At 65.0% G+C, this 26,298-nt stretch carries 21 protein-coding genes; 14 read left to right on the top strand and 7 right to left on the bottom strand.

Annotation, left to right across the window (positions count from 1 at the left end):
* The first annotated feature begins 148 nt into the window (after window positions 1–148).
* The 6 genes from LC490_RS08090 to LC490_RS08115 all read left to right on the top strand — a co-directional run bounded on the left by LC490_RS08090 (window position 149) and on the right by LC490_RS08115 (window position 5,208).
* A complete protein-coding gene (locus LC490_RS08090; protein ID WP_223619838.1) occupies window positions 149–1,231 on the top strand; it encodes a serine hydrolase in 1,083 nt (360 codons plus the stop codon).
* A gap of 625 nt (window positions 1,232–1,856) precedes the next feature.
* Window positions 1,857–3,032, top strand: coding sequence for an MFS transporter (locus LC490_RS08095; protein ID WP_223619839.1), 1,176 nt, complete (start codon window positions 1,857–1,859; stop codon window positions 3,030–3,032).
* Between the two features lie 322 nt (window positions 3,033–3,354).
* Window positions 3,355–3,684: a hypothetical protein gene (locus tag LC490_RS08100; RefSeq protein ID WP_223619840.1), complete on the top strand. Its 330-nt coding sequence runs from the start codon at window positions 3,355–3,357 to the stop codon at window positions 3,682–3,684.
* Window positions 3,685–3,698: 14 nt separating this feature from the next.
* Window positions 3,699–4,091 carry a hypothetical protein gene (locus tag LC490_RS08105; RefSeq protein WP_223619841.1) on the top strand — a complete coding sequence of 131 codons (393 nt, stop codon included), beginning with the start codon at window positions 3,699–3,701 and terminating at the stop codon, window positions 4,089–4,091.
* A gap of 141 nt (window positions 4,092–4,232) precedes the next feature.
* Complete coding sequence (locus tag LC490_RS08110; protein ID WP_223619842.1) at window positions 4,233–4,691, top strand: hypothetical protein; 459 nt, start codon at window positions 4,233–4,235, stop codon at window positions 4,689–4,691.
* A 181-nt stretch (window positions 4,692–4,872) separates the two neighbouring features.
* On the top strand, window positions 4,873–5,208 hold the full coding sequence (locus LC490_RS08115) for a hypothetical protein (RefSeq protein WP_223619843.1): 336 nt from the start codon (window positions 4,873–4,875) through the stop codon (window positions 5,206–5,208).
* Between the two features lie 249 nt (window positions 5,209–5,457).
* Here LC490_RS08115 and LC490_RS08120 read toward each other — a convergent pair whose 3' ends face one another.
* From LC490_RS08120 to LC490_RS08130, 3 genes are all read right to left on the bottom strand, one after another.
* Window positions 5,458–5,841 carry a hypothetical protein gene (locus tag LC490_RS08120; protein ID WP_223619844.1) on the bottom strand — a complete coding sequence of 128 codons (384 nt, stop codon included), beginning with the start codon at window positions 5,839–5,841 and terminating at the stop codon, window positions 5,458–5,460.
* Window positions 5,842–5,919: 78 nt separating this feature from the next.
* Entirely contained in the window at window positions 5,920–6,396 is a 477-nt protein-coding gene (locus LC490_RS08125) for a hotdog fold domain-containing protein (protein WP_031373040.1), read from the bottom strand.
* Window positions 6,397–6,723: 327 nt separating this feature from the next.
* Window positions 6,724–9,204, bottom strand: coding sequence for an acyl-CoA dehydrogenase (locus LC490_RS08130; RefSeq protein WP_223619845.1), 2,481 nt, complete (start codon window positions 9,202–9,204; stop codon window positions 6,724–6,726).
* 359 nt (window positions 9,205–9,563) lie between these two features.
* Here LC490_RS08130 and LC490_RS08135 point away from each other — a divergent pair, with 359 nt between their 5' ends.
* The 6 genes from LC490_RS08135 (at window position 9,564) to LC490_RS08160 (ending at window position 16,008) form a co-directional block, all read left to right on the top strand.
* Window positions 9,564–10,217 (top strand): TetR/AcrR family transcriptional regulator, encoded by a 654-nt coding sequence (locus tag LC490_RS08135; protein WP_051885191.1) that lies wholly within the window; start codon window positions 9,564–9,566, stop codon window positions 10,215–10,217.
* Window positions 10,218–10,313: 96 nt separating this feature from the next.
* Window positions 10,314–12,080 (top strand): phosphoenolpyruvate carboxykinase (GTP), encoded by a 1,767-nt coding sequence (locus LC490_RS08140; RefSeq protein WP_343223010.1) that lies wholly within the window; start codon window positions 10,314–10,316, stop codon window positions 12,078–12,080.
* Window positions 12,081–12,407: 327 nt separating this feature from the next.
* On the top strand, window positions 12,408–12,971 hold the full coding sequence (locus LC490_RS08145) for a sigma-70 family RNA polymerase sigma factor (protein ID WP_036149175.1): 564 nt from the start codon (window positions 12,408–12,410) through the stop codon (window positions 12,969–12,971).
* Complete coding sequence (locus LC490_RS08150) at window positions 12,968–13,573, top strand: hypothetical protein (protein ID WP_223619847.1); 606 nt, start codon at window positions 12,968–12,970, stop codon at window positions 13,571–13,573. Before LC490_RS08145 ends, LC490_RS08150 begins: the two co-directional genes overlap by 4 nt.
* Window positions 13,574–13,591: 18 nt before the next feature.
* Window positions 13,592–14,554 (top strand): DUF4097 family beta strand repeat-containing protein, encoded by a 963-nt coding sequence (locus LC490_RS08155; RefSeq protein WP_223619848.1) that lies wholly within the window; start codon window positions 13,592–13,594, stop codon window positions 14,552–14,554.
* 191 nt (window positions 14,555–14,745) lie between these two features.
* Window positions 14,746–16,008, top strand: a complete 1,263-nt coding sequence (locus LC490_RS08160) for an aspartyl/asparaginyl beta-hydroxylase domain-containing protein (RefSeq protein WP_223619849.1) — start codon at window positions 14,746–14,748, stop codon at window positions 16,006–16,008.
* Window positions 16,009–16,813: 805 nt separating this feature from the next.
* Here LC490_RS08160 and LC490_RS08165 read toward each other — a convergent pair.
* Both LC490_RS08165 and LC490_RS08170 read right to left on the bottom strand, forming a co-directional pair.
* On the bottom strand, window positions 16,814–19,714 hold the full coding sequence (locus LC490_RS08165) for a TonB-dependent receptor (RefSeq protein WP_223619850.1): 2,901 nt from the start codon (window positions 19,712–19,714) through the stop codon (window positions 16,814–16,816).
* A 238-nt stretch (window positions 19,715–19,952) separates the two neighbouring features.
* Window positions 19,953–22,904 carry a TonB-dependent receptor gene (locus LC490_RS08170; RefSeq protein ID WP_031374005.1) on the bottom strand — a complete coding sequence of 984 codons (2,952 nt, stop codon included), beginning with the start codon at window positions 22,902–22,904 and terminating at the stop codon, window positions 19,953–19,955.
* A gap of 248 nt (window positions 22,905–23,152) precedes the next feature.
* Here LC490_RS08170 and LC490_RS08175 point away from each other — a divergent pair, with 248 nt between their 5' ends.
* Window positions 23,153–23,356 carry a hypothetical protein gene (locus LC490_RS08175; protein WP_031374004.1) on the top strand — a complete coding sequence of 68 codons (204 nt, stop codon included), beginning with the start codon at window positions 23,153–23,155 and terminating at the stop codon, window positions 23,354–23,356.
* Window positions 23,357–23,405: 49 nt separating this feature from the next.
* Here LC490_RS08175 and LC490_RS08180 read toward each other — a convergent pair whose 3' ends face one another.
* Together LC490_RS08180 and LC490_RS08185 are read right to left on the bottom strand one after the other, a co-directional pair.
* Complete coding sequence (locus LC490_RS08180) at window positions 23,406–24,269, bottom strand: hypothetical protein (protein ID WP_223619851.1); 864 nt, start codon at window positions 24,267–24,269, stop codon at window positions 23,406–23,408.
* Window positions 24,270–24,404: 135 nt separating this feature from the next.
* Window positions 24,405–25,322, bottom strand: coding sequence for an Hsp33 family molecular chaperone HslO (locus LC490_RS08185; RefSeq protein ID WP_223619852.1), 918 nt, complete (start codon window positions 25,320–25,322; stop codon window positions 24,405–24,407).
* A gap of 207 nt (window positions 25,323–25,529) precedes the next feature.
* Between LC490_RS08185 and mtgA the strand changes: the two genes are divergently transcribed.
* A complete protein-coding gene (gene mtgA / locus LC490_RS08190; protein WP_223619853.1) occupies window positions 25,530–26,279 on the top strand; it encodes a monofunctional biosynthetic peptidoglycan transglycosylase in 750 nt (249 codons plus the stop codon).
* Window positions 26,280–26,298: the final 19 nt, after the last annotated feature.

A 26,298-nucleotide genomic window follows, 5' to 3' on the forward strand; every position in this document is an offset into this window, starting at 1 on the left:
CGCCTCCTGGCATGGCCCCATCCAGCCACAGCCATGAAGATGCGGGTCGCGCTCGGGCCCAAGGATCGAAAGAACGCGTCAGACCCAAAGTGTTCCGTCACCGATCCGGTGGACGGCACCGACACCGCACTCAACGGGGGGCCAATCTGTGCGACGTATCCTGAAGTACCTCGGCATCGCCTTACTTGCCGCCTTGGCGGTATCGCTTGTACTGGGCCTTCGCCCCTTCATCGACCGGGATGCACCCGCCACCAATCCCCTCCCCCTCGCGCAAGCTCCGCTGCCTCCAGAGCAGGCGAAGACGCTCGAGAACTACATAAGGACCGAGGCGGACGGCATCGATGCTTTCGTTGTGCTGCGCGGCGAAACGGTGCTGATGGAGTACGGGGAGGTCGGCACGCCCATGAACCTGGCGTCCGCGCGCAAGAGCATCCTCAGCCTGCTGTTCGGTGTGGCGGTCGACCGCGGCTTGATCGATGTGAACGAGACGCTCGGAGCGCTCGGCATCGACGAGAGCCGGACGCCCCTCACGCAGGCGGAGAAGCAAGCCACCATCGAGCATCTCCTTCAAGCCAGGTCAGGCATCTACCTGCCTTCTGGCGCGGAGACGGTAGAAAACAAGGAAGGCCGCCCGCAGCGCGGCCAGTTCGCGCCGGGCGCGAACTACTTCTACAACAACTGGGACTTCAACGTTCTGGGCGCCATCTTCGAACGCAAGACGGGGCTGTCCATTGGCGAGGCCATCGATACCTGGCTGGCCGCACCCCTGGGCATGCAGGACTTCAACCGCGAGCACGTGATCTATGACAATCGCGGCTCCGACTCCGATTACAGAACCTATCGCATCCACATGAGCGCGCGCGACCTTGCGCGGCTTGGGGCGCTGGTAGCGCAACAGGGCCTGTGGAACGGGAAGCGGGTCGTCTCAGCCGACTGGATAGCCAGGAGCACCACGTCGTATTCCGCCACGCAGAACCCGTTCTACGACGGGTTCGGCTACTCGTGGTGGTTGAACTCCGAGCTCAAGGCCGTGCAGGCCGACGGCTGGGGCGGCCAGTACCTGCTGGTGGATCCGGCACGGGAACTGACGCTGGTGACGCGGCGGGATACGGGGAACTCGATTCTGGGCTACCTGATCTTCAGCCAGTTCCAGAAGCAGGGGCATCCTTCGGACATACAGAAGTTGTACAAGCTTGTGCGGGATGTGCCGGCGATGAGTGGCGTGCGCTAGTTCGAGCCTGCGGATAGGACCGGGGATTGGGGCGGTACGCAACTGTCGGCCAGCTCGGCGATCTTCGCGATCGGCGCCTGCTGGTCGAGCTTCTAGTGCGACTTGCGCGCGACCTCGTCAGGCACCAGTTCGGGCGAGGGCTTGATGTCGACCTGCGCGCCAGCGTCGCGCGCGCCCTCGGCGACGGCCTGCGCCATCGTCTCGATGTGGCCATAGGCCGAGTGAGAGCGCCAGGATCTTCGCCATCGCAGCAGCCTCGTCGCCGAATAGGGCATCGAGCCTAGGCCGGCGCGGTTCGGGGGCGATGTCGCGGCGCGACGGCGATCGCGCGGAGCTCGCGACGCAGGCCCGACAGCTTGCCGCATCGTTCCGCCGTCGACTAGCGCGCGATCCGGGATTGACAGTCCCGAATCGTCGTTAACCAGCGAACGCGCGCAACGGTGCGGCCTGCGGCCATCGTTCGCTGTCCGGAACGATGAAAGCATGGCGATGCGGTTTATCCGCGCGCCGCGATTTTCTAGATTGGACCCATGCGCCGCACACGGCGCGCCGCGATCTTTCCCCCTCTTCCTTCCGCGCCGGCCCGATCGATCGGGCCGTTGCGTCTTCGTCTCCGGAGTCTGTCGTGCTACTGCCTCTTCTATTGTTGTCGGCGGCCGGTTTTACCGTGCTGACGACCGAATTCATTCTGGTCGGCCTGCTGCCGTCGTTGGCGCGCGATCTCGGCGTCAGCGTGTCGCAGGCCGGCTTGCTGGTGACCTTGTTCGCCTTCGCGGTCGCCGCCAGCGGTCCGTTCCTGACCGCTTACTTTTCGCGCTTCGAACGCAAGCGTTTGTTCATCGTGGTGCTGTTGTTGTTTGCGGCCTCGAACGCGGTCGCGGCGATGGCGCCCAACCTCGGCGTGATGGCGTTGGCGCGCTTGATCCCGGCGCTGGGCGTGCCGGTGTTCTGGGCGCTGGCCAGCGAGACCGCGGTCGACCTGGCCGGCCAGGAGCGTGCCGGCCGCGCGATCTCGGTGATTTCCTTCGGCGTGATCTGCGCCACCGTGATCGGCGTGCCGACCGGTACCCTGATCGCCGATGCCTTCGGCTGGCGCGCGGCCTTCGTCGCCCTGTCGATCGCTTCGCTATTGAAGGCGACCTTGCTGTTCGTGTTCCTGCCGGACAGCCGCATGGACAAACCGCAGGTGAAGCTGAGCCAGCAGTTCCGGGTGCTGCGCGATCCGCGCGTGAGCGGGCATGTGCTGCTATCGGTCTTGTTGTTCACCGGCATGTTCACCGCCTACACCTATCTGGCCGACATGTTCGAGCGCCTGGCCGGCTTCGACGGTTCGGTGGTCGGCTGGGCGCTGATGGCGTTCGGCGCGGTCGGCCTGATCGGCAACACCCTCGGCGGCCGCATCGTCGACCGCAATCCGCTGGCCGCCTCGATGATCTTCAGCGTGCCGATGGCGCTCGGCCTGGTGCTGGTGGTGCCGTCGATCCACTCGCTGCCGCTGTTCGCCGCCACGCTGGCGTTGTGGGGCGTCACCCAGGCGGCCTTGTTCCCGGTCAGCCATGTGCGGGTGATGAAGTCCGCGCCCGAGGCGCCGGCGTTCGCCGCGTCGCTGAACATTTCCGGCGCCAACCTGGGTATCGGCGTCGGTGCCATCGTCGGCGGCCGCGTGATCGATGCCATCGGCGTCGGCGGCCTGGGCTATGTCGCCTCGGCGATCGTGGGCGTGTCGGTGGTGCTGGGCCTGGTGCTGATGTCGGTGGGTGCCCGGCCGGAGCCGGTCGAGGCGGTGGATTGCGCGACGTGAGCGGCGATGGGTCGCGCGGTTCCGCCCGGTCGAATCGCGCGATCCTTATTCGAGCGGCAGGCTCGAACGAAAACTGTTCAACGAAAACTGCCGAGAAGGCAAAACGGAAGGAATCGAAACTGGGTCAGAGTGCCTTTCCGACAACGAAAAGGCACTCTGACTCAGTTTTGCAGACCCAGTTTTGCAGGGTGCAGATGCCTTATGCGCAATTCTGGAAGATGGTTGGGTCCAGGGAGTTTGGTAACCTTCATTACAATGCAGTGATCGAGGGTGGCGATAATTTAAGGAAATTCAGAGCCATGCGGGAGGCGGGAGAAATATGATGAGCGACCTTCAGCAGAGACTTGATTCAATCTTGGCGCTCGCGCGCGAAGCCGAGAGCGGTTCGTTTCCGTGGGATATTGTTTCACTGGCGGTCGCTGATTTGATCGTTGAAAGCAACGGCCCCGACATGCTGGATCTTTTTCCGGAAAGAGTGGGGGTTGATTTGCGGCGGTATTATGAAACATACAAAGAGGGCGGAGAGTTTTTCATCTATTCGAATCTCGGCCCCTCGGATCAAACGGAGTTGATCAAGAAATACGCCATGGTCATGGGGTTTGATGCTAGCAAAACGGGGTCAGAGCCCCTTTCCCTGGAATTACCTCAATGACGCCGAGTGTGGCAATGGCCGCTGATATCGCTACTTCCTCCCGCTGCTATAGAACCATGGCTACCGGGCTAGGTTTAGTGGCATGCGCCTGCAATTCGTTCGCCGACGAGGCTTCAGCCGGAGACGAATACATGTACTCGGCAGGTATCGCGATGTATTTGGTGGGCTTCTACAGCATCCAACTGCTGGTCACGCTGGCGTTATCCGCATGGAAGCTTTTCGGAAAAGACCCTGGATCGGCCGCATCAATATTCGGCAGATCCCTTGTTTCGATGGCGGGTTCGTTGCTCGCGATCTGGATGCTGTCGCAAATGCTACCGGACTCGTTATTCGTGCTGTTTCTTTTTGCTATAGCCGTGTTGCCGCCTGCTTTCTGGTATCTGTCGTTCAGGCTGCGCCGTCGCTGAACGAACCAAAACGGGGGTTAGAGCCCCTTTGCGATAGAGCCAGCAGTTGAAAAGTAGCTCTGACCCCGTTTTCCCGCTTCGGGCTCGATCTCGTTCAGTCCCAATTGAGCCATCACCGCACTTCCCAAGGGATTTCGTTGAATGAAAACTTGCATCATTGACTCCGTGGAAATCGAGCCCGCGCTGATCAGAGTCGGCTTGGTTTCGTTCGGGCGAAATCCGGGAGTGGATTCGCTGCCCTACAGCATCCGCGTCGACGTGGACACGGCGGACGGCTGCTTTGGCGCGTACTTCAGCGACTTCCTGGATAGAGAGAGCGAAGACGACGGCTCGGGCTATGAGCCCAGCGGGATTTATCTGGAACTCAAATCCGCCGGTTATCCTGCTTTTCCAATAATGGCCGAGCGCGAGCCAGGGCTTCTGGCCCGATTGATTCTAGAGCAATTGCCCGCGGAGTTCGTCGGCTACCTGTACCAGGACAACGAATCGTCGTTCGAAAGCAAGAAATATATTCTTCAGACGCTTGAAGACGCATCAGTGTCCGAGGGCGTCATTACTTGCTCCGGTCTTGCGTTCGCCAATCCAAGATACGTGGGTTGAACGAGGGGCGGTGAGTCCTCGACGCGGCTCGGTCTGGCCGTCGTGACGGCATGAGCGGTCTTTGCGACTTCAACTTCGCCGAAACCTCTGTAAGGCGGCCGAGCTGCAACTGCAGCAGTTGAAAAGTAGCTCTAACCCCGTTTTCGGTCTTCACAGTCAATCCGTGTGGTGGAAGAAAATAATGAGCGAGCGAGATGGTGTGCTTGATGATGTGCTAAGAAAAATAGACAGGTGCATGCTCGATTTTAATTATCTCGAGCTGGCGCAAGACATCTGGGATGCTTCGTGGGAAATGGTTGCGCAGGAAGACAAGGTGTTTAGAGAGTACCTCCAGTGGCTGGAGGGAAATCTGGATACTTTGGTGCATATTGATGCGCCGAGCGACGCGTTGAATTCATTTTTAAGCAAGCAAAGGGACTTGTTGCGCATGGCCATGCGGGACGTCAATGTGCTGGAATCCGCGCATTGGGAAGGGGCGATTGAATATGTAGAGGGCAAGAACAGCAGCCAGGCATAGCGTCCACGACGCTCGATGCCTTGCCGTTGTATTAGCTGCCTTCCCGATGCGAGGCGCATGCGTAGGGCGTGCCGAAAACCGCAGGCTCGAAAAGCCACCGGTATTTCGGGGGGGGCTGTTGTGGGAGGAGTTTCTACGCTCCCTGGCAAAGATTGCTATCGCCAGAACGCAGTATCAACTGTCGTATGCACGACGATATTGAATGTGGTGAAAACTACGGAATCGATAGTCATCACCCTCAGCGTGCAATCACGCCACTAGCAGCAAAGGTATCGCGAAGATCGCAGCGCCAAGCACGAACAGTGCGGTCAACACATGAATCATCGGCCGGTTGATCCGCAGGAACACGAACTGCTCGATGGTTCGCCCGACCCAGAACAGCGACATGCCGATCAGCAGCGCGCGGCCGAGTGCGGTGGTATGCAGTTCGTCGGTATAGACGAAGCACAACACAGCGATGCCGAGCAGTATGTAAATCAGGCGCAGATTGAGAATCTGCAGGATGGCGCGGTCGGCGACGGTGGCGGTCTGCAGGCTGCGGCGCCAGCCGAACAGTTTCCAGAACGCCATATGGAACATGGCGAAGGCCAGGCTGTGCAGGCCGCCTAGCCAGATCCAGGCGTTTGCGCTCATGACGGGTCTCCCGGTGCTGATTGCTCCCGGTTGGATGCTACGCCGGGCCCTGGCCGCGGGCTGTGCCGGGAGCGCGAATCAGCCGCGCTTGGGCTTGGGCGAGACGCGCATCGCGATGCGGGCGCGAAACACCGCGTCGCCGGTGGGGTCGGTGACGACGACGTCGACCGGCAGGTCGTAGGCCTGGTCGGATTCGACGATGGGCGCGGCCGGGGTGGCGACGGCGCGGACGCTGCCGACCGCCTTCTTGAGATATTCCACGCTCATGCCGACCGGGATCCAGCGCATCGAGCGCGGGATGCTGACGTCGGTCATGACGCCGCCGGTAAGTTCGGCCAGGTTGCACATGGCGATGGCGTGCACGGTGCCTAGGTGATTGGTGATCTTACGGCGGTGGCGCATGGTCGCGCTGCAGCGGCCGGGTTCGAGCGATTCGAAGCGCGGCGAGATGCTGGCGAAGTAGGGCGCGTTCCAGCAGATGGCGCGCGAGAACAGCCAGTGGCCGGCCGGCCAGCGGGTCATCTTCTTGTACAGCTTCAGGACGTCGGTGCTCATGGGCGATGGCCGGATGGGTGGTGGAAGGGGCGCGCGTTATTGCTTGCCGTCGTCCCCGCGCAGGCGGGGTGAATGGATGCGTTTGCGAGCCACTGGCTCGCGCATCCATGAACGCCAGAGTGCTGTGCGCCCTGGCCGGGCGGCAGAGACTTCAGAGCCATGTCGCGATGGAGCCCTGGATCCTCTCGTTCGCAGGGATGACGGCAGGAAAAGGCGCAGTGCGATCTGGGGCGTCGGAAACCAAGTGACCGATGCCGGAAACCGAAACGGCGGACCCGAGGGCCCGCCGTTTCCATTCATGCAGCGTGTCGCATGCGAGGCCTGCGCTTATGCCGCGGCGCGGGTGTCGCCGTGGTCGGCTGCGTGCTGCGCCTTGTAGCCGGCCGAACGCAGCTCGGCGGCGTCGAAGTCGTCGACGCTGATCGCATCGATGGTCATCTCGCGCAGCTCTTCGAGTTGCTTGCGTTCTTCGGCGGTGATCCAGCCTTCGCGCACGCCCTCGTCGAGCTGGCTCGGGAAGTCCAGCGCTTCGATGTCGCTGTTCTTGAGCGCCTTGAGGAACTTGCGCTCGACCGGCTCAGCCAGGATGACCTTCTGCAGGTAGCTGTTGATGCGGCCGGCCGGGTTGTTCTCGCAGGGGGTGATGAACAGACCCTCGGCGAGACGGTCGCGCGCATCGTTCGGCGACATCAGCAAGGATGCGGCGCGGTGGCCGAGGCGGTCGCTCGGGGCCTGGGCGCGGCGGCCCCAGGGGAAGATCAGCGCCCACAGCAGCCAGCCGACCGGACGGATCGGGAAGTTGCGCAACGCGCCCGACAGCGCCAGCTCGATCTTGTGCACGGCGTCGTGGAAGGCCCAGGCCAGCAGCGGCTGGTCGCCGGCCGGACGGCCCTGGTCTTCGTAACGCTTGAGCATGCTGCTGGCGATGTAGAGCTGGCTCAGCACGTCGCCGAGGCGGCCCGACAGCGATTCCTTGAACTTGAGCTTGCCGCCGAGCAGCAGCATCGAAGTGTCAGCCATCACCGCCAAGGTCGCCGAATAACGGTTGAGCTTGCGGTAGTAGCGGCGGGTGTAAGCGTCGCCCGGGGCGGCGCCGATGCGCGCGGCGGTCAGGCCGTACCACCAGCTGCGCACGGCGTTGGAGATGGCGAAACCGATGTGGCCGAACAGGTTCTTATCGAACTCGCGCAGGCGCTCGGTCTCGTCGGGCAGCATCGCCGCCTTCATTTCCTTGAGCACCCACGGGTGGCACAGGATCGCGCCCTGGCCGAAGATCATCAGCGAGCGCGTCATGATGTTCGCGCCTTCCACCGTGATCATGATCGGCAGCGCCTGCCAGTTGCGGCCGGCGTAGTTCTTCGGCCCCAGGATGATGCCCTTGCCGCCGTGGATGTCCATGACGTCCTTGGCGACTTCGCGGGCCATCTCGGTGCAGTGGTACTTGGCGATGGTCGAAGGCACGGCCGGGTTTTCACCGCGCGCGACCGCGGCGGCGGTGGCCTGCGACAAAGCGCTGACCGCGAAGGCATGGCCGGCGATGCGCGCCAGCGCTTCCTCGACGCCTTCGAAGCGGCCGACCGACAGGCCGAACTGCTTGCGGATGCGGGCGTAAGCGCCGGTGACGATGGCGCCCATTTTGGCGCCGCCGCTGCCCGAGGAGGGCAGGGTGATCGAGCGGCCGATCGACAGGCATTCGACCAGCATCTGCCAGCCCTTGCCGGCGTAGGCTTCGCCGCCGATCAGCTGGCTCAGCGGGATGAACACTTCCTTGCCGCGGACCGGGCCGTTCTGGAAGGTGCAATTGAGCGGGAAGTGGCGACGGCCGACTTCGACGCCGGCGGTGTCGCGCGGCAGCAGCGCCAGGGTGATGCCGATGTCGCGCTTGTCGCCGATCAGGCCGTCCGGGTCGTACATGCGGAAGGCCAGGCCGATCAGGGTCGCGACCGGGGCCAGGGTGATGTAGCGCTTGTCGAAGGTCAGCTTGACGCCGACCACGCGCGCGCCGTTCCAGTCGCCCATGGTGACGATGCCGAAGTCCGGGATCGAGGTCGCATCCGAGCCGGCCCAGGGGCCGGTCAGGCCGAAGCAGGGCACTTCACGGCCGTCGGCGAGGCGCGGCAGGTAGTGATCCTTCTGTTCCTGGGTGCCGTAATGCATCAACAGCTCGGCCGGGCCGAGCGAATTCGGCACGCCGACGGTCGAGCTGACCACGCTGGACACCGAAGCGAGCTTCTGGATCACCTTGTGGTTGGCGAGCGCGGTGAAGCCCAGGCCGCCGTATTCCTTCGGGATGTTGAGGCCGAAGAACTTGTTCTTCTTGATGTAGCCCCACAGCTCCGGCGACAGATCGGCATCGATGTGGGTGATCTGCCAATCGTTGGTCATCTTGCACAGTTCTTCGACCGGGCCGTCGAGGAAGGCTTGTTCCTCGGCGCTCAGCACCGGCTTGGGCTGGGACAGCAGTTGCTGCCAGTCGGGCTTGCCCGAGAACAGTTCGCCTTCGAACCCGACCGTGCCGGCCTCGAGCGCGGTGCGCTCGGTTTCCGACAGCGGCGGCAGGATCTTGGTGTAGAAGCCGAGCAGCGGCTTGGTGATCAGCGGCAGGCGGATCGCCGGCACCAGCAGCGGCACCGCGATCAGCGCGACCAGGGCCGCGGCGACGATGGTCGCGACGGGGTTGGCGCCCAGCAGGTAACAGCCCACCAGCACCGTCGCGGTCAGCGCGGCCCAGACCGGCAGGCGCAGGCGGTGATAGGCGGCGATGGCGCCGACCAGAAGGAAGGCAAGGAAGGGGATCGCGATACTCATGGCGGCGCTCCGGAGGATGCGGCTAAGACTCAAGCTGAGATTCAAGCTAATGGGGCATGTGTGATGTCAGTGCGGATAGCGATGCTCCCTGGCCGGCAAGCCGATCGGCATTCAAACGCTGGCATCAAACACTTAACATACGGCCGAGTATGGAATCGCCGTTTCGAGCTGTCAACCGAGCAGCCGGGATTCGGGATTGGGGATACGGGATTCGATGTGCGGTCGGGCGAGGCGGCGGTTTTCTGAACGGGTGCGCAGGCTTTTGCTTTACCAATCCCCAATCACAAATCCCCAATCCCGTCGCTTTTGCTGCACTGCGTACTGTTCCCGACCGTGGCGTATGGTTAAACTTGTCATCCATGAACCAGCCTGCCTCGAACAAGCCCGAGCCGAAGCTCGACACCCCGCCCGCCGTCTCGGCCGCCGACGCCAAGCCGGAGGCCAAGCCTGAGCGCAGCGGCCGCCTCAGCGCCGACGACTGGGCCCAGGCCGCCCTCGACTTGATTGCCGAACAAGGCGTCGCTGCGGTAGCGGTCGAACCGCTCGCGCGCCGTCTCGGCGTCACCAAGGGCAGCTTCTACTGGCACTTCCCGTCGCGCGATGCGTTGCTCGTCGCCGCGCTGGAGCGCTGGGAAAAAGTCGAGCAGGAAACCGTGTTCGGCCAGCTCGAGCCGATTCCCGATCCGCGCCAGCGCCTGCGTTCGCTGTTCCACCTCGTCGCCCACGAGGTCAAGTCGCACATCATCTATTCCGAGTTGCTCAAGGCGCTGGACCATCCCGCCGTGCAGCCGGTGATCGGGCGCGTTTCCGAACGCCGCCTGGATTACCTCACCGCCTCCTTCCGCCAGGCCGGCCTCAGCCGCACCGATGCCCAGCATCGTGCGCGCCTGCTCTATGCCGCCTATGTCGGCTTCCTGCAACTGAACCTGCAGTTGCACCAGACCCGCATGCAACACGACGAATTCGAGGCCTATGTCGAGCACATGATGGCCACGCTGATTCCTTCGTCATGAACCTTGTTTCCACTTGATTCGCTTTTTTTCCCGTTCCCCCGGCTGGAGAGCAATGCCGTGAATGCCAATTTGAAAGACGCCGCCCCCGCGACTGCCGTGCCGGGGAGCGCGGGCAGTCTGCTGGTCGCACTCAACGAATGGGTCGCGCAAGTCGCCGCGCTGACCCGTCCCGACAAGATTCACTGGTGCGATGGCAGCGATGCCGAATACGACGCTCTGGTCGCCCGGATGCTGGCCGACGGCACCCTCGAAACGCTGAATCAGGACACGCACCCGGGCAGCTATCTGCACCGCTCGCATCCCGACGACGTGGCCCGGGTCGAACACCTGACCTTCGTCTGCACCGACGAGCGCGAAGACGCCGGTCCGAACAACCACTGGATGGCGCCGGCGCAGGCGCACGCCCAGATGGACGCCCTGTTCGACGGTTGCATGCGCGGCCGCACCCTGTACGTGATTCCGTACTGCATGGGCCCGATCGATTCGCCGCTGGCGCGTTGCGGCGTGGAAATCACCGACTCGCCGTACGTGGTCGCCAACATGCGCGTGATGACGCGCATGGGCGCGCAGGCGCTGGCCCGCATCGAGCGCGAAGGCAGCTTCGTGCGCGGCTTGCACTCGATCGGCGAGCTCGATCCCGAACGCCGTTTCATCATGCATTTCCCCGACGAACTGGCGATCAAGTCGTTCGGTTCGGGCTACGGCGGTAATGCCTTGCTCGGCAAGAAGTGCCACGCGCTGCGCATCGCCTCGCACCAGGCGCGCAACGAAGGCTGGCTCGCCGAGCACATGCTGATCGTCGGCATCGAGAACCCGCTCGGCGAGACCCATTACGTCGCCGCCGCGTTCCCGTCGGCCTGCGGCAAGACCAACCTGGCCATGCTGATTCCGCCGGAAGGCTATCGCCACGCCGGCTGGAAGGTGTGGACGGTCGGCGACGACATCTGCTGGATGCGTCCGGGCGCCGATGGCCGCCTGTACGCGATCAATCCCGAAGCCGGTTATTTCGGCGTCGCGCCCGGCACTTCGGCCAAGTCGAACCCGAATGCGCTCAAGTCGATCCAGAGCAACACCATCTTCACCAACGTCGGCGTGACCGCCGACGGCCAGCCGTGGTGGGAAGGCCTCGACAACGGACAGACGCCGGTCATCGATTGGCGCGGCAACCCGTATGACGCCGCCAAGGGCCCGGCCGCGCATCCGAACGCACGCTTCACCGTGTCGGCCAAGCAGTGCCCGAGCTACTCGCCGGAAGCGGAAAACCCGGCCGGCGTGCCGATCTCGGCGATCGTGTTCGGCGGCCGCCGCGCGTCGCTGGTGCCGCTGGTGTTCGAGGCCCGCGACTGGACCCACGGCGTGCTGGTCGGCGCCGCGATGGGCTCGGAAACCACCGCCGCCGCGACCGGCGCGGTCGGTGTGATGCGCCGCGACCCGATGGCGATGAAGCCGTTCTGCGGCTACAACTTCGCCGACTACTTCAACCACTGGCTGTCGTTCGACCGCGACGGCGCGCAGCTGCCGAAGGTGTTCCACGTCAACTGGTTCCGCAAGGGCGACGACGGCAAGTTCCTGTGGCCGGGCTTCGGCGACAACCTGCGCGTGATCGAGTGGATGATCGGCCGGGTCAAGGGCGAGGCCGGCGCCACCGAAACGCCGATCGGCCACCTGCCGGATGCGCAGGACCTCAACCTCGCCGGCGTCAGCCTCAGCGACGAGGCCTACGCCAAGCTGTTCGGCTTCGACCATGCCGGTTGGAGCGCCGAGTTCGACAGCATCGGCGACTACCTGCGCGAGTATGGCCCGCGCATGCCGCAGGCCCTGCACGACGAGCAGCAGCGGATCGCTGCAGTGCTGAAGGGCTGAGGCCGTAGCTTAGGAACGAGTGGAGAGGAACGAGTAACGAGTGGGCCGCAGTCGAGCCTGCTCGGGGCTCGTTCCTCTTTCGTTTCCGGCTCGGTGGGCGCATCGCTGGGCCAAGCACGGGCTGGCCACGGCGCCTGTCGTTGCTCGTTCCTGGTACCTCGGTCTCCCCCATTTCCGGCTTCCCGGCCGAGGACTTCCGCCGGGGCAGGGGAGGGAGCTGCCCGGCGACGCCCCTCGTTCCTCGTTCCTGATCTCTCGTTCCTGCCTTTAAACCCTGAGCCCCGACCCCGCATCGGACTCAGTATGCTGACCGCCGTGAACGACCACATGCCAGACACCGCAGCCTCGATCGAAGTCGACGACGACCGTGCCCTGGTTGCCGCCGCGGCGGCCGGCGGCGTCGCCGCCTTCGAAGCGCTCTACCGCCGCCACGCCGGCCGGGTCCAGGGTGTGATCGCCCGCCTCGTCGGTTACCACGGCGCCCGCGCCGAGGACCTGACCCAGGAAGCCTTCGTCCGCGCCTGGCAGGCCCTGCCGAACTTCCGCTTCGAATCGGCGTTCGGCACCTGGCTGCACCGGCTGGCGGTCAATACCGCCCTGATGGAGCTGCGCGGACGGCGCAGCCGGCCGTTCGAGGACAGCGACGAGGACGCTTTCGAGCTGATCGGCAGCGTCGACTCAGCCGGTCATGTGATGGCCTTGTCGATGGATCTGGAACGCGCCGTCGCTACGCTGCCGCCCCGCGCCCGTGCCGTGTTGGTGCTGTACGACGTCGAAGGCTGGAAGCATGAGGAGATCGCCGCCGAGCTCGGCATGGCGGTCGGCAGTTCCAAAGCACAGTTGCATCGCGCCCGCAGTCTGCTGCGGTCGCGACTTGGAGAGCAGGCATGAGCGACCACAACCGAACCCCAGAAGCGAACACCCCGGAAGGTGAGCTGCCCGACGCCTTGCGCTGGCAGTTGCGTGCGCTGCGCCGGGATGCCCCGCCGACGCGCGATCTGTGGCCCGGCATCGCCGCGCGCCTCGGCGAGCAGGCCCCGCCGGCCGCCGCGCAGACGCCGGCTGTTGCCGCCGAAGCGCAAGCCACCGCGCCGGTGACCGCCCTGCGACCGCGTGAAACCACCCGCAACCGTTGGATGGCGCCGTTCGCGTTGGCCGCCAGCGTCGCCGCATTGGCGATCGGCATCGCCGGGCAGTACCGCGCCCAGCCCGAAACGTCGGTGCCGGTCGCCGCTCAGGCCAAGGCACCTGCGAGCCTGGTCCAGCGCGAAGCCGACGGCATGACCCGCCAGTACCAGGCCGCGATCCGCGAGATCGCCCCGGCCACCGAACAAGCGAAAGTGATGCAGCCGGCCTTCGACGAGCTCGACCGCAACGCCGCGCTGATTCTCGATGCGCTCGCCCACGACCCCGATTCGCGACTGTTGCTCGAACAACTGCGCCGTACTTACGCCCGCCGCCTCGCGCTCGCACAGCGCGTGGTCTACACCTGATCCACGGAGGACGCCACGATGACCACCGCCAACCCCCGCAACCGCAGCGCTCTCCGCAATCGCCGCCATATCGCTCCCGTGCTCGGCCTGTTGGCATTGGCCCTGGTCGCGGCGATGCCGGCCTGCGCCGCGACGCCGATCAACGAGACCCGTCCGCTCGACCCGATGGGCAGCATCGACATCGACAACGTCAAAGGCCTGATCCAGGTCCGCGCCTGGGACCGACCCGAGGTCAGGATCGAGGGCAGCCTCGGCGAAGGCGTCGAGAAGCTCGAGATCGAAGGCGACCGCGAGCATCTGTCGATCAAGGTCCGCTACCCCAACCGCGGCAGCGGCATGGGCTTCCTGGTCGGCGGCGACAAGAGCGAGCCGACCGAGCTGCGCCTGACCGTGCCGCTGCAGGCCAAGCTGGAGATCGATGCGGTCTCGGCCACCGTCGACGTCAACGGCGTCGCGCCGCGCGACCTCAGCATCGACAGCGTCAGCGGCGATGTGATCGTCGCCGCGGCCCCGCGCGAGGCCGAAATCGAAAGCGTCAGCGGCGACCTGCGCCTGACCCTCAACAGCGCGAAAGTCTCGGCCCAGACCGTCAGCGGCGACCTCAGTCTGCGCGGCCGGCTCAACGGCGAGGTCGACATCGAGACCGTGTCCGGCAAGGTCGACGTGACCACCCGCGAATCGCGTCTGGCCAAGCTGTCGGGCAACTCGGTGTCGGGCGACCTGCGCGTGACCGGGGCCCTGGCCGACGGCGGCGAGATCTCGCTGGAAACGGTCAGCGGCGACGTCCGCCTGTCGCTGCCGCGCGCGCTGTCGGCGACCGTGCGCGGACAGAGCTTCAGCGGCGACCTGAGCGCGCCCGATGCGCAGATCGTCCGGCCCAAGCACGGCCCGGGTTCGAGCTTCGAGCACCGCTACGGCAACGGCAGCGGTTCGATCAAGATCGAGACCTTCTCCGGCGACGCGACGCTGGAGCTGAACTGAGCGCTGTGCACGCGCCGGGATTGCCGGAATCGCCTATTTCTCCGGCTCGCAGGCCGTAACCGCGGCCACTCTGTGCGGCGCAACGCCGCCGGTGTATGTTCCTCGCCTAGGCGCGTCAGCCGCGCCATCGATGCAGTGCCGATCGCGCCCCTGGGACGCGGTCGCAGTTCCGTCCGGCGAGGGAAGCGGTCTTGAACGAACAGGTCAATCAACTCGTCCAGGCCGCCGGCCTGGCCTCGCGCGCGGGCCGTTGGCAGGAAGCCGAAGCGCTCTGGAGCCAGGTGCGCAGCCTCGCGCCGCAGCACCCGCAGGCCCTCTACAGCCTCGGCATCCACGCCCTGCAGCGCGGCGACACCCGCGGCGCGGTCGAACTGCTGCAGGCCGCGCATCGCGCCGCGCCGAACGATCCGATGATCCTGCTCTCGATCGGCATGGTCGAACGCGAACGCGGCGACGCCACCGCCGAGTGGGAGGCGATCAGCGCCGCGCTCGTCGCCGATCCGTATTTCCTGGCCGGCCTGCTGGCCAAGGCCGCCTTCCTCGAACGCACCGGCAAGTCGCGGGCGGCGGCGCAGGCCTATCGCAACGCCTTGACGGTCGCGCCGCCGGAGCCGCATTGGCCGGACATGCTGAAGACCCAGTTGCTCCACGCCAAGAGCAAGGTCCAGCAGTATTCCGACGAGTTCAGCGAGTTTCTCGCCCATCGCGTCGGCGTTCCGCGCGCCGCGCTGGAGGCCGGCGTGCATGGTCGCTGGGACGAGGCCGCCTCGATCATGGTCGGGCGCAGCAAGCCGTATCACTCCGATTGCAACCAACTGTGCATACCGCGGCTGCCGGCGATTCCGTTCTACGACCGCGCCCAGTTCCCCTGGGTGCCCGAACTGGAAGCGCGCACCTACGACATCCAACGCGAGATGCGCGAGGTGCTGCGCAACGAGCAGGCCGAGTTCACGCCCTATATCGAGTACCAGCCCGGCGACCCGGTCAACCAGTGGCAGGAGCTCAACCACTCGCGGCGCTGGAGCACCTACAAACTGTGGAGCTACGCGCAGCCGGTGCACGAGCACCTGGCGCTGTGCCCGCAGACCCGCGCCGCGCTGGAAGCGGTGGAAATGGCCCAGATTGCCGACGTCTGCCCGAACGCGATGTTTTCGGCGTTGGCGCCGCACACCCACATCCCGCCGCACCACGGCGAGACCAATGCGCGCTTGGTCGTGCATCTGCCGCTGATCGTGCCCGAGCGTTGCCGCTACCGGGTCGGTTTCGAGCGGCGCGAGTGGAAGGTCGGCGAAGTGCTGATCTTCGACGACTCGATCGAGCACGAGGCGCACAACGACAGCGACGAGCTGCGCGTGGTGTTGATCTTCGACGTGTGGAACCCGCTGTTGTCGCTGGCCGAACGCGACATGGTCGACGCGATGATGCGGGCGCACCGGGATTTCCTGGCGGGCTGACGAGTGATCGCGATGGGGCGGGGCGCCGGGTTGGTGCTTGGCCCGGCTGGGTGCTGTTCCAGTTTCAGATTCGTTGCTAGCCCAGCCTAGCTCTAGCCTTGACCGTGGCCTCGGTATTTGCCGCAGCCGTTGCTGTTGCTGTTGCCGTAATGATTTTGCTGTTGCTGTGCGCCGATTCGCACTAGCGAAGGCAATCGAAGACCCGGAGGGCGGCGCGCAGGGATGCGCGCCGTTTTTCATCGGGACAGGGATGTCCCGTATGAAAAATCCCCGCGTTGGCATCGAACGTGCGGGCCTGTGATTCAAAGCAAAAGCATTTTTCTTTGGTGACTTTCTTTTGTTGCTTTAGACAAAAGAAAGTTACCCGCCGCTTTAGTGGCGGAAGCTCTTAGCGTTTGATCTTGTTTGTATGAAAGCTATAAGCAAGTGCAGAGCTTCCGCCCGCTACGCGGCCGGGTTACTTTCTTTTGCTAAGCCCAAAAGAAAGGTAACCAAAGAAAAGGGCTCTCCTTGCAAGGGCACAGGCCACGAGTGCAATGCGCGCGCCGGGATTTTTCGATAGGACATCCTTGTCCTATCGAAAAACGGCGCACGTCCTGTGCGCCGCCCTCCGGGTCTCCGGGTGTTCTCGCGAGTTTGGTACTGCGCCAAGCTCATCGGGCAACGGCAACGGCAACGGCAACGGCAGGGGCAACGGCAGGGGCAAGGGGCAAGGGGCAAGGAGCGAATCCCCGTCACTTTCCGACCACCCACAAAAAAAGGCGGGCCGAAGCCCGCCTCAATTCGACTCGGATGATGCTTTTTATTAGAAGCGCATCGTCAGGCCCAGGGTGTAGTAGCGACCCAGGGTGTCGTAGTACTGCGGGAACGTGTTGCCGCTGTTGAAGCCGGTGCTGCCGATGTTGCTGCCCACGACCGGCGGCTTCTTGTCGGCGACGTTGTTCACGGTGAAGTTGATGCGAGCGTTCCACGGCAGTTCATAGGCCATGGTCAGGTCGAAGTAGTCGTACGAATCGATCGAGGTGTAGTCCGGGAACCACTCGATCGGACCCGGTTCGACGTCGACCGAGCTCAGGTGACGCCAGTTGAAGCCGAGCTCGAAGTCCTTGATCGACCACACCGCGCGGAAGTTCGACTTGTAGTCGTACACGATGCCGGCGATGACGTTGCACGAGACGCCGTAGACGCCGACGCAGTCGTGCTTGCCGACCTGCGGGTCGCCCTGGTAGTCGTAGGTGTCGGTCTTGGTCAGATCGAGCGCGAAGTCCAGGCGGCCCCAATCGTTGCTCAGCGGGATGCCGTAGCGAACGCCCAGGTCCCAACCGTCGGTGGTGATGCGGCCCTTGTTCGAGCGGTTGAGGAACGGACCGCGCGCTTCGCCGTTGAGCGAACCGTCGGCCACTTCGCGCGCGCCGATCATCAGCTGGCACATCGGGTGGGTGATGCTGAGGGTCGGGTTGAACTGACGGTCGTAGCAGCCGAACAGCGCATCGCCGAGCACCGGACGGGTGATCGCGTCCTTGATGTCGATCTTCCAGTAATCCAGGGTGATCGACAGCTCTTCCATCGGCTGCCAGACCAGACCCAGGGTCTGGGTATCGGCCTTTTCCGGGCCCAGGATCGGGTTGCCGCCGACGAAGGCGTTGGCCTGACCCGCGCTCGGACCGTCGACGCCGCCCTGGCTGTCGAGGATCGCCTGAGGCACGCCGGTCGCGACGCACAGTGCAGCCACCGAGCCGGTCACGCCGCCGTTGAGCGCCAGCTGCGAAGCTTCGCAGGGATCGACCGCGGTGTTGTCCAGACCGGTGACGACCGGCTGGAACAGCTCGTTGATGTTCGGGGCGCGGGTCGCGCGCTGGAACATGCCGCGGAAGCGCAGCGTTTCGATCGGAGCCCATTCCAGGCCGTACTTGTAGCTGCCGTAGTCGGTGTCGGTCTGGCCCGACTTGAACTCGGTGTGGCGGTAGCCGGCTTCGAAGTTCAAGGCGTGCGCGCCGGTCTTGCCGCTGATCAGCGGCACGATCGTTTCGAAGTAGGCTTCACGCAACTTCAGGCTGCCCTCGACGTCGGGATTGGCGCCGCCCGAACCCTGCACTTCTTCCGGATCGCGCGAAGCCGCGTCGGCGCGGTTCAACGCCGTCATCTTGCGGCCTTCCAGACCGAACGCCATACCGATCGGGTAATCGGCCCACGGGCTCTTGAAGTTGTCGCCCAGGTCGCCGTTGACCGAACCGGACCAGACTTCCTGTTCGACGCGCTGGGTGGCGAAGGTCAGCACTTCGAGGAACTTCTTCGAGTTGGTGCCGATGGTGCCTTCCACGCCCCACAGGTTCAGCGGGATGCAGCCGTTGGTCGGGTCGACGCAGTTGATGCCGTCGGTCGACAACAGGGCCTGCTGCGTGCGGGCCTTGGACAGGAAGCCGGCCGACACGGTCAGCTGATCGGCTTCGCCGTGCGACCAGTAGGCGTCATAGCGCCAACGGTCGTTGATCTCGCCGCGCAGGCCCAGGGTGGCCTGGAAGACCTTGTTCTGGAAGTCGGTCGAGCGGGTGCCGAGCTCGGTCGTACGACGGTTCAAGGTGGTGTTGACGGTGGTCGGGCTGCCGACCACGCAGTTGGCCGCCGGCACGCCGAACTGGGTGCAGATCTGCTGACGGGCCGGTTCCGGAATCAGCGGGTTGCCGATGCCCAGATCGAAACGGCCGCCGAACAGGCCGCCCGGAGCGATCTGCGAGAACACGTTCGAACGCGTGTAGAGCAGCTGGGTGTAGGCCTCGGCGTGCTCGTTGATCTCGTAGCGGCCCAGTGCGGTGGCCTGCCAACGATCCAGCGCGGTCTGGTTGAAGTTGTAGGGGTTGTAGTTGAACGGCGTGACGATGCGGTCGAAACGGCCGGTGGCCGGATTGATCTGGCCGAGCGGACCGACGCGGGTCGGGATCGAGGTGCCCGAACCGCCGGCTTCGCCGTTGGTCGAGTCGAGGTTGAACTCGGAGAAGCCGCGCGAACCCTGCAGCAGCGGGTCGTTGTCGGTCTTGCCCAGGCTCAGCACGAAGTTGCCGCGGCCGTCGTCCAGGTTCATGCCCAGGGTGACGGTGGTGTTGCGGCGGTCGCCGTCCTGCTTGCTCGACTGGCCGTAGCTGGTGTTGACCTCGACGCCTTCGAAGTTGCGCTTGAGGACGAAGTTGACCACGCCCGAGACGGCGTCGGCGCCGTACACGGCCGATGCACCGCCGGTGACCAGGTCGACGCTGTCGATCAGCGCAACCGGGATGACGTTGGTGTCGACCACGCCGAACAGGTTGAACGGAACGACGCGGCGGCCGTCCATCAGCACCACGGTGCGGTTGTCGCCGAGGCCGCGCAGGTTGATCGTGGCGCCGCCGTTGGCGCCGTTGTTGGTGCCGGGGCCGATGGCCGGCACGGCGCCGGGCAGGACCTTGAGGAAGTCTTCGGCGGTGACCGGCTGGTTGCGGTCGATCTCTTCGCGATCGACGGTCATGACCGGGCTGTTGGTGGTCAGGCCGGGAATGGAAATGCGGCTACCGGTGACCTGGATGCGATCCAGGGTGGTGGCGTCTTCAGCGGGCGCTGCGGCGGGTGCCGCGGCGTCCTGGGCGGAGGCAAGGCCGGTGCCGGCCAGGCTGGTCGCGCCCACGCACAACGCGAATACGATCGCGTCGCGCAGTTTGGTGGTCTTCAGGGTCATCTCTCTCTCCAAGTCTGTCCTGAACGAACGGGTCCCAAGCAAAGGGGCTAGCCAAACGGCGCATACGTAAAGGCCTAAATTGGCAAAGCCGGCCCGATAGTAGACGCCTTGGCCGAGTAATTAAAGTGTTGTTAAGTGCTTTTTTGTCGCAAAAGCCCCTGCGACCCGGTTTTCGGGGGCGCAAAAGAAAACGGCCTCCCGAAGGAGGCCGTTCTCGTGTTGCGGCAACGCGTGGTGCTTAGAAGCGCTGCTGGTACTTCATGTACACGAAGCGACCGATGTCGAACTGGCCCTGGTAGGACACGTTCGCGCTCGGCTGGCTGTACACGGTCGGGCCGACGTGATCGAACACGTTGTTGGCGCCGAGCGCGACAGTCGCATTCCACGGGGTCGCGAAGCGGACTTCGAGGTCGTGGAAGGTGTTGGAACCGAGCTTGTTGGTCGGACGGGTCTGAGCCGGATTGGCGGCGCGGAAGGTCGGGTTGTCGCACTCGCTCGGGAAGAGCGTGGCCGACAAGCAGGTTTCCTTCATCGACGAGTAGTAACGCGCACCCCAGGTCGCGCTGACCGGGCCCTTCTCCCAGCTCAGGCTGGCGTTGGAGCGGACACGGAACGTTCCGACGAAGCCCGGCGACGTTGCGTAGCCGACCAGCTGCTGCGGCAGGGTCGTCGGGTTGGTGTCGGTCTTGATCTCGTCCTGAGTGGTGTAGGTCGTCTGCCAGTTCAGGTTGAAGTTGCCGTACTGCGTGGGCAGGCGGTAGTTCAACTCGAAGTCGTAGCCTTCGGTCTCGCGATAGCCGGCATTGATGCTGGTGAAGTTCAGGCTGTTGACATAGCCCAGGACCGGATCGCGGGTGAAGCCGGCGCAACGCGAGGCGTCGCCCTGCAGGTAGCAGTCGTTGAGCATCTGCGTCGGCGTGTCGGCGACGATGGTGTCTTCGATCTTGATCGTCCACCAGTCGAGGCTGACGTTCAGGCCTTCGACGAAGCCCGGGCTCCAGACCAGACCCAGCGTCTTCGATTCCGAGGTTTCCGGAATCAGGTTCGGGTTCGCACCGGAGAAGAACGCCACCGGCGTCTGCGCGTTGGTGCCGGTCGCCGGGACGAAGCCCTGCTGCAGCTGACGGAAGGTCGCTGCGTTGACGATATCGGCCGAGCAACGTGCGTTGCCGCGAGCGGCGCCGAAGGTCGTGTCGCAGGGATCGGTGAAGAACGAGAAGGTCTGCGAACCGCCACCGTACAGATCGTTGATGGTCGGAGCGCGGAAGCCTTCAGCCCAGGTGCCGCGGACCAGCAACGAGTCGATCGGCTTCCACTTGAAACCGAACTTGTTGTTGACCGTGTCGCCGAAGGTGTCGTAGTCCGAATAACGGCTGGCGACGCTGAAGCTCAGCTCCTTGGCGCCCGGCAGATCGGCGAGCAGCGGGATGGCGAGTTCGACGAAGAACTCATCGACCTTGTACGAACCTTGGGTCGGACCGCCGGCGAGGGTGGTCGAGTTGCCGGTCACGGCCTGCGCGTCGGGGATGAAGCGACCCTGTTCCTTGCGGTGTTCATAGCCGACCGCGAAGCCCAGGTCGCCGCCCGGCAGGGCGAACAACGAGCCGGCGAGGTTGGCGCTGTACACGCTGGTTTCGGTCTCGCCGCTCGAGTTCAAGCGCTGGAACAGGAAGTCCTGCAGTGCCTGGTTGCCGGTGAGGCCGCCGTCGCCGGTACGGCCGAACGGGATGAACGGATTCCACGGTACGCACTGGGTCAGCGGGATCGGGCTGGCGGCCGAGCCGCACTGGACGACGCCGTTGGCATTGAGGAACGACGGGCCCACCGCTTGCTTGGTGCGCTCGATGTTCAGGTTACCGTAGTTTTCCTGGGTGACCTTGTTGTTGTTGTACAGGTAGCCCACGTCCCAATCGAAGGTGCGCTCGCCGATATCGAAGTTGCCTTCGAGGCCGGCGGCGAAGCGCCAGGTGGTCGAGGTGGGCTTGTCGGTACGCGGGATTTCCCAGGTACGGCGCCAGAAGTTGACGTCCTGCGGAGTGGCGAAGCCGTGCTTGGTGCCGACCGGGTTGTAGTAGCTGTCGCGCGACATGCGGAAGCCGCCCGGGATCGGACCGGCCGAAGCGCTCTGGAACGGATAGCCGGCGACCTGACGCTCTGCATCGCGCGACGAGTACAGGATGTCGCTGCGGAAGCGCAGCTTGTCGTTGATGTCGAACACGCCGTTGACGAACAGCGAGCGGCTTTCCAACGGCGTACGCAGGTGCGTCTGCAGGTTGGTGTTGCTCTTGTCGATCGGCGAACCGTTCGGATCGGCAGCGGTGCCGCCGGTGTTCGAGTTCTGGGCGTGGTAGTTGGCGATGTTGCGGTAATCGGCGCCGGCGTTCAGCACGCGGTTGCCGCCGAGCGCGGTCGGCAGGTTGATCACGCCCCACTGGCTGACCGTGGTCCAGCCACGGGTCGGGTGCATGCCGCCCTGCGGATAAGCCGAGAATTCGCGGTCGCCCGAGAACACGGCTTCTTCCTTGCGGTATTCGACGGCGGCGGTCAGCGAACCGCGGTCACCGGTGAAACCGAGGACGAAATCGGCGCGCGTGGTTGCGCCGTCGCCCTGGCTGTACTGGCCGTAGTAGGCGTTGGCGGTGGCGCCTTCGAAGTTGGTGCGGGTGATGATGTTGACCACGCCGGCGATGGCGTCGGAGCCGTAGATCGACGAGGCGCCGTCCTTCAGCACTTCGATACGTTCGACCGCGGCGGTCGGGATCAGCGAGACGTCCTGGAGACCGCTGGTGCTGATGCCCAGGCGCTTGCCGTTGACGAGGATCAGGGTGCGGGTGGCACCGAGGTTACGCATGCTGATGAACTGGCCGCCGACGTTTTCGCCGGCCGACAGCGGCATAGCGCGGCTGATCGCCGGTGCGCCGACTGCAGAGATGTTCTGCAGGATTTCGGCGACCGACTGGAAGCCTTGCTTTTCGATATCCGCGCGGGTGATCGACAGAACCGGCTGTGCGGTTTCGAGATCGACCTGACGGATGCGCGAACCGGTGACCTCGATGCGGTCGAGGGTGGTCGCTTCCTTCTGGGCGGGGGCGCTCGCTTCCTGCGCGCCGGCGGCACCTGCGAGGGCCGTCGAACCCACTGCGAGCGCGAAGGTAATCGCGTCGCGGAGCTTGGTGGTTTTAAAAGTCATTCTCTCTCTCCGAATCGGTCTGGTGTACCCGTGTATCCCGCCGGAGGAGTCAAATCAGACGCCAAGGCCGGCAAGGTTCGCCGATCCTAACCGCGCCTTCGGAAAAATTAAAGTGTCGTTAAGCGTCTATTTGTGACGTATGCGGCGTGGGGGCTGTGAGCCAGTCTCCACCGTACTTTCGCGTACATTTTCTGGGAGCGACCATCACGTTCGGCTAATGTGCCTATTCAGCTAGCTGACGGGGTCGAGTGAAGCGGGCATGGCTAGGCGGCAGGCGCGAGGAGATATCCGCTGCGCCGTGGGTGGAGCGAAGTACGCTCGTCGTCGAAAACTCGTCCCTGGACGATCACTTCGCCGCCGCGAGCAGGCAGAACGGCTGGCGACGCCAGGCCGATGCGCATTTCTTCGCCGCCGCGGCCGTCATGGCCGAGGTCGCTCAGGAGATGTTTTGAAGGAGGCGTGCCGCCTCGGATCGACAGAACCGGTCGGGTCGGGACCCGATCAGAGATCCTGCTCGTAGCGGACGTAGGGCACGGTGCCTTCGTCCTTCTCGCCGTTGCCCGGGGCGAACGGGTTCTTGCCGCGCGTGACGACGTTTTCAGCGCCGACGGTGAGCTGGCCGCTCCACGGGGTGCGCCAGGTCAGGCCGACGCCGAGACCTTCCCACTGGCCGGGGCCGGGGGTGTCGACGACGCGGCCGATGATATTGGCGCCGAAATTGCCGATGCCGGCACCGAGGGTGAGGCTCTTGCTGCTCCAGCGATCGGCCAGGCCGGGCATCTCGCCGGCCGGGATCAGGCGCGCACGCGCCCAGGTGCCGCCGATCGAGACCAGGGCGTCGCCGCTACCGACGTTCTTCTGGCCGTAGACGGTGAGGGTGTTCTGGTCGACGCGGCTCGTGCGGCTGTTCGGGCTCAACCAGGCCGGCATGGTGTCGCGGCCGGTACCGACGGCGACGCCGACGCGGCCGCCGGGGCGGCTGATGCTGGCGCCGGCGGAGACCTGACGGCTGTCGTTGCGAGCGTCGTCCTCGTCGAGGGAGGCGAGCAGGCAGTGATTGGCGAGGTTGCCGACCACGCCGGCCAGGCCGGTCTTGCGATCGCAGACCAGGCCGAGGCCGTCGCCGCCATCGAGGCCGAGCGCCGCATCGAAGGTGTTGTTGCCGGATTTCCAGCGTATGCCGGCCGCCTGGTTGCTGGCGGGCTCCAACTGCAACAGGTATTCGAGCTTGCCGTTGTTCTGGTTCCAGACCGGCAGATAGGTGGTGTCCGCACGCTTGCCCGGCAGTGCCTGCGCATGCGCGCCCGCAGCCACGCCGAAGGCGAGCGACAGGACAAGCGGCAATTGGCGCAGGTGCTTGAGCATGGATTCTTTAGGAGTGCGGACCGTCGTTATGACCGGGTGAAGCCGGCCAAGTTCCCCATTTCTTGCCGGCCGACTATAGCCGGTTTATGTTTATTTAACAATCGGGACGATGTCTCAAATCCGACCGATTCGCCCTCACTGTAGCCGGTCCGGAGCCTCTATTTCATGGGCTGCGGCGGCAAACAGGCCGGCAATTTGGTTGCGGTCGAAACCATAGCGCTGGCCGCAGAACTCGCAGCGGATCTCGGCCTCGCCGTCGGCCGCGGCGGCCTCGGCTTCCTCCTGGCCGAGCGAGACCAGCATGGCCTCGACCCGCTCGCGCGAGCACGAGCAGGCGAAGCCCAGCGGCTTGCCGCCGAGCAACTGGATGCCGTCCTCGTGGAACAGCCGGGTCAGCAGGGTGTCGGTCGGCAGCTCGAGCAATTCCCCGGCGCTCAGGGTGTCGAACAGGGCGCCGACCCGGACCCAGCCGTCGTCGTCGCCCTCGTCGCCGGGCAGCTTCTGCAGCATCAGGCCGGCGGCCTGCCGTTCGTCGGCGGCCAGCAGCAAACGGGTCGGCAACTGCTCGGACTGGCGGAAATAGCCCTCGAAAGCGCCGGCGAGCGAGTCGGATTCGAGCCCGACCAGGCCTTGGTAACGGACCGGTTCGCGGCCGTGCAGGCCCGGGTTCTCGATGGTGATGGCGAGCATCGCGTCCGGCCCCATGCCGCGCAGGTCGCGCGATACCGTGCCGGCGTCCTCGTCGAGCTGGGCGATGCCGCGCAGGGTGCCTGCGGCCGTGCATTCGGCGAACAGGGTGCGCAGCGCGCCGTTGCCGCGCAACTGCACCGAAAGCCGGCCGTCGACCTTGGCATGGCCGGTGAACAATGCCGCCGCTGCGGCCGCCTCGCCGAGCAACTCGGCCGCGGCGGCCGGGTAATCCGAGCGTTCGCGGATCTGCTGCCAGGTATCGTGCAGGTGGACGCGCACGCCGCGGACGCCGGCGCCTTCGATCAGAAAGCGGGTCAGGCGGTCGCGGTCGTCGGTGTGGGCGGCGGGGCGGGCTTCGGTCATCGTCGTACTCTCGGTCGCGCGGATCGTGCGGTTATGCGAATGCGGGACGCGGCATCGCGGATAATGCGCGGGTTCCTGTGAAGGGGGGAGGTAAAGCATGCCGATGCGTTCGGAGCGAATTTCAGCCGTGCTGGCATATGGGCGCTCGCGCGGCCACCGGGCAAGAGTGGGGACGGAGGCGATGCGGTGCAAGGCTTGACCGAGCGTATGTCCGCACCTCCCGGAGGCGAGCCGGCCGTGTCGGCGCCGCGCCCGCGGCGTCTGCGGCGTTGGCTGCGCTGGCTGGTCGCGTTGCCGTTCCTGTTCGTGCTGGCCTCGGTGCTGCAGGTCGCGACCCTGCGCTTCGTCGATCCGCCGTTCTCGGCCTTCATGATGATCCGCCAGCTCGAAGCCTGGGGCTCGGGCGATTTCGGGTTTCGTCTCGCCCACGATTGGCGCGACCTCGAGGAGATGTCCTCGAACGTGCCGGTCGCGCTGGTGGCGTCGGAAGACCAGAATTTCGCCGAGCATTTCGGCTTCGACCTCAAGGCGATCGAGAAGGCGCGCAAGAACAATGCGCGCGGCCGCAAGGTCCGCGGCGGCAGCACTATCAGCCAGCAGACCGCGAAGAACCTGTTCCTGTGGAGCGGCCGCAGCTGGATCCGCAAGGGCGTGGAGGCCTGGTACACCTTGCTGATCGAGTCGATGTGGTCCAAGCACCGGATCATCGAGATGTACGCCAACTTCGCCGAGTTCGGCGACGGCGTATACGGCGCCCAAGCGGCGGCGCGCACCTATTACCGCAAGGACGCGCGCCAGCTCGGCGCGGCCGAAGCCGCGCGCATGGCCGCGGTGCTGCCGAACCCGAAGCGCTACAGCATTTCCCGGCCCGGCCCCTACGTGCAGCGCCGCGCCGGCGCGATCCAGCGGCAGATGCGTTCGATCGGCGGCAACGGCTATCTGAAGCAAATCGAGTGAGTCCGGATCGAATGCGTGC

The organism is Lysobacter sp. ESA13C, from assembly GCF_019970005.1.
In the GTDB taxonomy this organism is placed as follows: domain Bacteria; phylum Pseudomonadota; class Gammaproteobacteria; order Xanthomonadales; family Xanthomonadaceae; genus Lysobacter; species Lysobacter antibioticus_B.

Coding starts and splice junctions, on each gene's coding strand:
- LC490_RS08100 (WP_223619840.1), top strand. CDS start 3,355: ATGAGCGACCTTCAGCAGAGACTTGATTCAATCTTGGCGCTCGCGCGC.
- LC490_RS08105 (WP_223619841.1), top strand. CDS start 3,699: ATGGCCGCTGATATCGCTACTTCCTCCCGCTGCTATAGAACCATGGCT.
- LC490_RS08110 (WP_223619842.1), top strand. CDS start 4,233: ATGAAAACTTGCATCATTGACTCCGTGGAAATCGAGCCCGCGCTGATC.
- LC490_RS08115 (WP_223619843.1), top strand. CDS start 4,873: ATGAGCGAGCGAGATGGTGTGCTTGATGATGTGCTAAGAAAAATAGAC.
- LC490_RS08120 (WP_223619844.1), bottom strand. CDS start 5,841: ATGAGCGCAAACGCCTGGATCTGGCTAGGCGGCCTGCACAGCCTGGCC.
- LC490_RS08125 (WP_031373040.1), bottom strand. CDS start 6,396: ATGAGCACCGACGTCCTGAAGCTGTACAAGAAGATGACCCGCTGGCCG.
- LC490_RS08130 (WP_223619845.1), bottom strand. CDS start 9,204: ATGAGTATCGCGATCCCCTTCCTTGCCTTCCTTCTGGTCGGCGCCATC.
- LC490_RS08135 (WP_051885191.1), top strand. CDS start 9,564: ATGAACCAGCCTGCCTCGAACAAGCCCGAGCCGAAGCTCGACACCCCG.
- LC490_RS08145 (WP_036149175.1), top strand. CDS start 12,408: ATGCCAGACACCGCAGCCTCGATCGAAGTCGACGACGACCGTGCCCTG.
- LC490_RS08150 (WP_223619847.1), top strand. CDS start 12,968: ATGAGCGACCACAACCGAACCCCAGAAGCGAACACCCCGGAAGGTGAG.
- LC490_RS08155 (WP_223619848.1), top strand. CDS start 13,592: ATGACCACCGCCAACCCCCGCAACCGCAGCGCTCTCCGCAATCGCCGC.
- LC490_RS08165 (WP_223619850.1), bottom strand. CDS start 19,714: ATGACCCTGAAGACCACCAAACTGCGCGACGCGATCGTATTCGCGTTG.
- LC490_RS08170 (WP_031374005.1), bottom strand. CDS start 22,904: ATGACTTTTAAAACCACCAAGCTCCGCGACGCGATTACCTTCGCGCTC.
- LC490_RS08180 (WP_223619851.1), bottom strand. CDS start 24,269: ATGCTCAAGCACCTGCGCCAATTGCCGCTTGTCCTGTCGCTCGCCTTC.
- LC490_RS08185 (WP_223619852.1), bottom strand. CDS start 25,322: ATGACCGAAGCCCGCCCCGCCGCCCACACCGACGACCGCGACCGCCTG.
- mtgA (WP_223619853.1), top strand. CDS start 25,530: ATGTCCGCACCTCCCGGAGGCGAGCCGGCCGTGTCGGCGCCGCGCCCG.